This window comes from Pseudomonas sp. AP42 (assembly GCF_001728935.1).
Lineage (GTDB): Bacteria > Pseudomonadota > Gammaproteobacteria > Pseudomonadales > Pseudomonadaceae > Aquipseudomonas > Aquipseudomonas lactis.
Genome location: NZ_LYSO01000195.1, coordinates 1 through 4,524, shown reverse-complemented (window position 1 = coordinate 4,524; position 4,524 = coordinate 1). Strand labels below are relative to the sequence as shown.

Below are 4,524 nucleotides of genomic sequence, written 5' to 3'. Positions count from 1 at the left end.
GGTTACAGTTGATCGCTACAGCGTTGTGTAGATATCTATAGCCATCGCAGGCAAGCCCGCTCCCACACTTAATCCCGTTTCTTCAGTTAGAGACGTCAGCAATGGCTTGAGCCAGCAACGTCAAGCGCGTCGCATCAACCCCGGCCACGTTAGCCCGCCCCGAACTGACCATATACACACTGTGCTTCTCGCGCAGTTGCTTGACCTGCTCGGTACTCAAGCCGGTATAGGAAAACATCCCCCGCTGCGCGCCGATATGCGCAAAGCGCTCGGCCAGCCCATGGGGCGCAAGTGCTTCCACCAACCCGGAACGCAACTGGGCGATCCGCGAACGCATGGCCTCGACTTCCTCGCTCCACTGCTTTTTCAGCTGTGCATCACCGAGGATGGTCGCCACCACGGCGGCGCCATGATCCGGCGGCGTCGACCACAGGTTGCGCGCGATATTCGCCAGTTGGCTGCGTACATCGGTGAGCTTTTCAGCATCCGCCGCGCACACAATCAACGCACCTACGCGGTCGCGGTACAGGCCGAAGTTCTTCGAGCACGAACTGGTAATCAGCACTTCCGGCAGCTCGGCGGCAAACAGGCGCACCGCCCAGGCGTCCTGCTCCAGGCCATCGCCAAAGCCCTGGTAGGCAAAATCGATCAGCGGCAGCAACTGGCGTTCACGCACGATCTGCAAGACCTGGCGCCAGTCGTCCTGGGACAGGTCAAAGCCGGTCGGGTTATGGCAGCACGCGTGCAGCAATACCACGTCGCCCTTGGGCACGCCGGACAGGGTTGCCAGCATCGCCGTCACGTCCAGGCGGTTGTCGCTGCCCACGTAAGGGTAATGACTGACCTTGAGCCCGGCCTTGGCAAAAATGGTTTCGTGGATCGGCCAGGTCGGGTTGCTCAGCCACACGCCACGGCCCGGCAGGCTGTGGGCGATAAAGTCGGCACTCAGGCGCAGGGCGCCGGTGCCGCCGGGGGTTTGCGTGGCGCCAGCGCGGCGGTCACGCAGCAAGGCCGAATCAGCGCCGAGCACCAGTTCGCTGATCAGGCTGCCGAAGGCTGCATCGCCATGGCCACCAATATAGGTCTTGGTCACTTGGGTCTCGACCAGGCGCTGTTCCGCCAGTTTCACCGAGTGAGGAATCGGCGTCAGGCCTTGGTCGTCCTTATAGACACCTACGCCCAGGTCGAACTTGTTCGGGTTGGCGTCCTGAGCATACAGGTCCATCAGCCCGAGGATCGGGTCGCCAGGCACGCGACCAATGGCATCGAAATGCATTACTTGCGGCCCTCGGCAGTCTTGGCCACTTCGTCGGTGCGCGCGGCCATGATGAAGTCGTTGCGGTGCAGGCCCTTGATGGAGTGGCTCCACCAGGTCACGGTGACTTTGCCCCACTCGGTGAGCAGGCCTGGGTGATGGCCTTCGGCTTCGGAAATTTCACCCATGGCGTTGGTGAAGGCCAGGGCGAATTTGAAGTTCTTGAACAGGAAAACCTTTTCCAACTGCATCACGCCGTCGCGCACTTCGATGTTCCAGTCTGGGATCTGCTTGATCAGCACCGGCAGTTCTTCATCGCTGACTTGCGGGGCATCGGCGCGGCAGGCTTCGCAGTGGGCTTGGTTCAAGGTGGTCATGGAAGGTGTCCTGAATTCGAATGATTGAAGGTCAGTGGCGTTACCCTAAAGCAACGCGGGGCCAGGGAACAGACTCACCTGGCCTTAAAACGTAAGGTTCACGCAGCTTTGGGTTTGGGCGGAAACTTCGGTGCGTGCAAGCCCAGCTCCATACCGCGCTCGACCATGCCCATGATGTCTTCCTGGGCCACGTCGAACAGGCGCTTGAGTTCGGGCAATACGAAGTACAAAGGTTGCAGGATGTCGATGCGATAGGGGGTGCGCATCGCTTCCAGCGGGTCGAAGGCCTGGTGCTCGGGCTCGTCCGACAGGCAATACACACTTTCTTTAGGCGACGACAGAATGCCGCCACCGTAGATACGCCGGCCCTGAGGTGTGTCCACCAGGCCGAACTCGATGGTCATCCAGTACAGGCGCGCCAGGTACACCCGTTGCTCCTTGGTGGCCGCCAGGCCGAGCTTGCCGTAAGTGTGGGTAAATTCAGCGAACCAGGGGTTGGTCAGCAGCGGGCAGTGGCCAAAGATCTCGTGGAAAATATCCGGCTCTTGCAGGTAGTCCAGTTCTTCACGGGTGCGAATAAAAGTCGCCACCGGAAACTGCTTGCTGGCCAGCAATTCAAAAAAGGTCTGGAAGGGAATCAGCGCCGGCACGCGGGCGACTTGCCAGCCGGTGGTGTCGGCCAGCACCTTGTTGATTTCGCCCAGTTGGGGGATGCGGTCCAGGGGCAGGCCGAGCTTGTCGATACCGTCCAGGTATTCCTGGCAGGCGCGGCCCTCGATCACTTTCAACTGGCGAGTGATCAGGGTATTCCACACCGCGTGTTCTTCGGGCGGGTAGTGGATAAAACCTTGCGCATCGGGCTCGCGGGCCACGTAGTGCGTCTGCTTCATACGGCTCTCCTGCTAGGCATTCGTTCTTGTTATGTCCTGGGATGCCTCTATTGATAACCGGATAGGCGCAGGATTCCATCCGCCTTTAGCGGATGCATGTAGGAAAAATTACCGGTAATCGTAAAGTATTCGTTACGATAGGCCCGCTTGTCGCAGCTATAGGCTGGGAATAGCTGCCGTACTGTCACATAATCTTGACGACTATCTGCGCCCAGCGACAAAAAGACGCGGCGCCTACTCCCTTTTCGAGTTTTTCCATGCGTATCAAAGTGCACTGCCAGAACCGCATCGGCATCCTGCGGGACATCCTCAACCTGCTGGTGGAGTACGGCGTCAACGTCGCCAAGGGCGAAGTCGGCGGTGAGCATGGCAACGCCATCTACCTGTTTTGCCCCAACCTGGTGAACATGCAATTCCAGGCGTTGCGCCCGCAGTTCGAGGCGATTGCCGGGGTGTTTGGCGTCAAGCGGGTAGGGCTGATGCCCAGCGAGCGTCGGCATATGGAACTCAATGCATTGCTCGGCGCCCTGGAATTTCCGGTGCTGTCCATTGATATGGGCGGCTCCATCGTGGCCGCCAACCGTGCGGCGGCGCAGTTGCTGGGCGTACGGGTGGATGAAGTGCCCGGGATACCCCTGTCGCGGTATGCCGAAGACTTCGACCTGCCGGAACTGGTGCGCGCCAGCAAATCGCGAATCAATGGCCTGCGGGTCAAGGTCAAGGGCGACGTATTTCTGGCGGACATCGCGCCCCTGCAATCTTCCGAGCACGATGACAGCGAAGCCATGGCCGGCGCCGTGCTCACCCTGCACCGCGCCGACCGTGTCGGTGAGCGTATCTATAACGTGCGCAAGCAAGAGCTGCGCGGTTTCGACAGCATCTTCCAGAGCTCCAAGGTCATGGCCGCGGTGGTGCGTGAAGCGCGGCGCATGGCGCCGCTGGATGCACCGCTATTAATAGAAGGCGAAACCGGCACCGGCAAGGAGCTGTTGGCCCGGGCCTGCCACTTGGCCAGCCCCCGCGGGCAATCGCCGTTGATGGCGCTCAACTGTGCGGGGTTGCCCGAGTCGATGGCCGAGACCGAACTGTTTGGCTACGGCCCCGGCGCATTTGAAGGGGCGCGGGCCGAAGGCAAGTTGGGCCTGCTTGAGCTGACGGCGGGCGGTACCTTGTTTCTGGATGGCGTGGGGGAAATGAGCGCGCGCTTGCAGGTCAAGCTGCTGCGCTTTCTGCAGGACGGGTGTTTTCGCCGGGTAGGCAGTGATGAAGAGGTGTACCTGGATGTGCGGGTGATCTGTGCGACCCAGGTGGATTTGTCGGAGCTCTGCGCCCGGGGTGAGTTTCGCCAGGACCTTTATCATCGGCTGAATGTGCTGTCGTTGCATATTCCGCCATTGCGCGAATGCCTGGATGGCCTTGCGCCGTTGGTCGAGCACTTTCTCGACCAGGCCAGCCGGCAGATCGGTTGCCCACTGCCCAAGTTGGCCCCCGCCGCGATGGACAAGCTCAGCCACTACCACTGGCCGGGCAATGTGCGGCAACTGGAAAACGTGCTGTTCCAGGCGGTGTCGTTGTGTGAGGGCGGTACGGTCAAGGTTGAGCATATTCGCTTGCCGGATTATGGCGTGCGCCAGCCGCTGGGTGATTTTTCCCTGGAGGGCAGCCTGGAGGATATCGTCGGGCGCTTTGAGAAGGCGGTGTTGGAAAGCCTGTATGCCGAACACCCGAGCAGTCGCCAGTTGGGCAAGCGCCTGGGGGTGTCCCACACCACCATTGCCAACAAGCTGCGTGATTACGAAGTGCTCAAGGCTGATCGCAGTTAAAACGGTGGGAGCTTGCTCCTGTGACGGCCGGCGCTGATCTAACTGACGCACCGCGATCCAAATGTGGGAGCTGGCTTGCCTGCGAAGACGGCCTAACAGTCAACACAGTTGGAATGGGTACATATCCGATATTTAGGTAGCGGCCACTTAGGGTTCCGCCCTGACGGCGGCTCACTTTT

At 60.4% G+C, this 4,524-nt stretch carries 4 protein-coding genes; 1 reads left to right on the top strand and 3 read right to left on the bottom strand.

The window, feature by feature from the left end; all coding sequences use genetic code 11:
- Positions 1 to 82: 82 nt before the first annotated feature.
- From A7K61_RS30285 to phhA, 3 genes are all read right to left on the bottom strand, one after another.
- A complete protein-coding gene (locus A7K61_RS30285) occupies positions 83 to 1,276 on the bottom strand; it encodes an amino acid aminotransferase (protein ID WP_069558997.1) in 1,194 nt (397 codons plus the stop codon).
- Entirely contained in the window at positions 1,276 to 1,632 is a 357-nt protein-coding gene (locus tag A7K61_RS30280; protein ID WP_003192995.1) for a 4a-hydroxytetrahydrobiopterin dehydratase, read from the bottom strand. Before A7K61_RS30280 ends, A7K61_RS30285 begins: the two co-directional genes overlap by 1 nt.
- A gap of 98 nt (positions 1,633 to 1,730) precedes the next feature.
- Positions 1,731 to 2,522, bottom strand: a complete 792-nt coding sequence (phhA, locus tag A7K61_RS30275) for a phenylalanine 4-monooxygenase (protein ID WP_032895932.1) — start codon at positions 2,520 to 2,522, stop codon at positions 1,731 to 1,733.
- Between the two features lie 257 nt (positions 2,523 to 2,779).
- Between phhA and A7K61_RS30270 the strand changes: the two genes are divergently transcribed.
- The gene (locus A7K61_RS30270; protein ID WP_003192990.1) at positions 2,780 to 4,345 is read left to right on the top strand and encodes a sigma-54-dependent phenylalanine hydroxylase transcriptional regulator PhhR; all 1,566 of its coding nucleotides are present in this window, start codon (positions 2,780 to 2,782) and stop codon (positions 4,343 to 4,345) included.
- Positions 4,346 to 4,524 lie beyond the last annotated feature (179 nt).

Coding starts and splice junctions, on each gene's coding strand:
- A7K61_RS30285 (WP_069558997.1), bottom strand. CDS start 1,276: ATGCATTTCGATGCCATTGGTCGCGTGCCTGGCGACCCGATCCTCGGG.
- A7K61_RS30280 (WP_003192995.1), bottom strand. CDS start 1,632: ATGACCACCTTGAACCAAGCCCACTGCGAAGCCTGCCGCGCCGATGCC.
- phhA (WP_032895932.1), bottom strand. CDS start 2,522: ATGAAGCAGACGCACTACGTGGCCCGCGAGCCCGATGCGCAAGGTTTT.
- A7K61_RS30270 (WP_003192990.1), top strand. CDS start 2,780: ATGCGTATCAAAGTGCACTGCCAGAACCGCATCGGCATCCTGCGGGAC.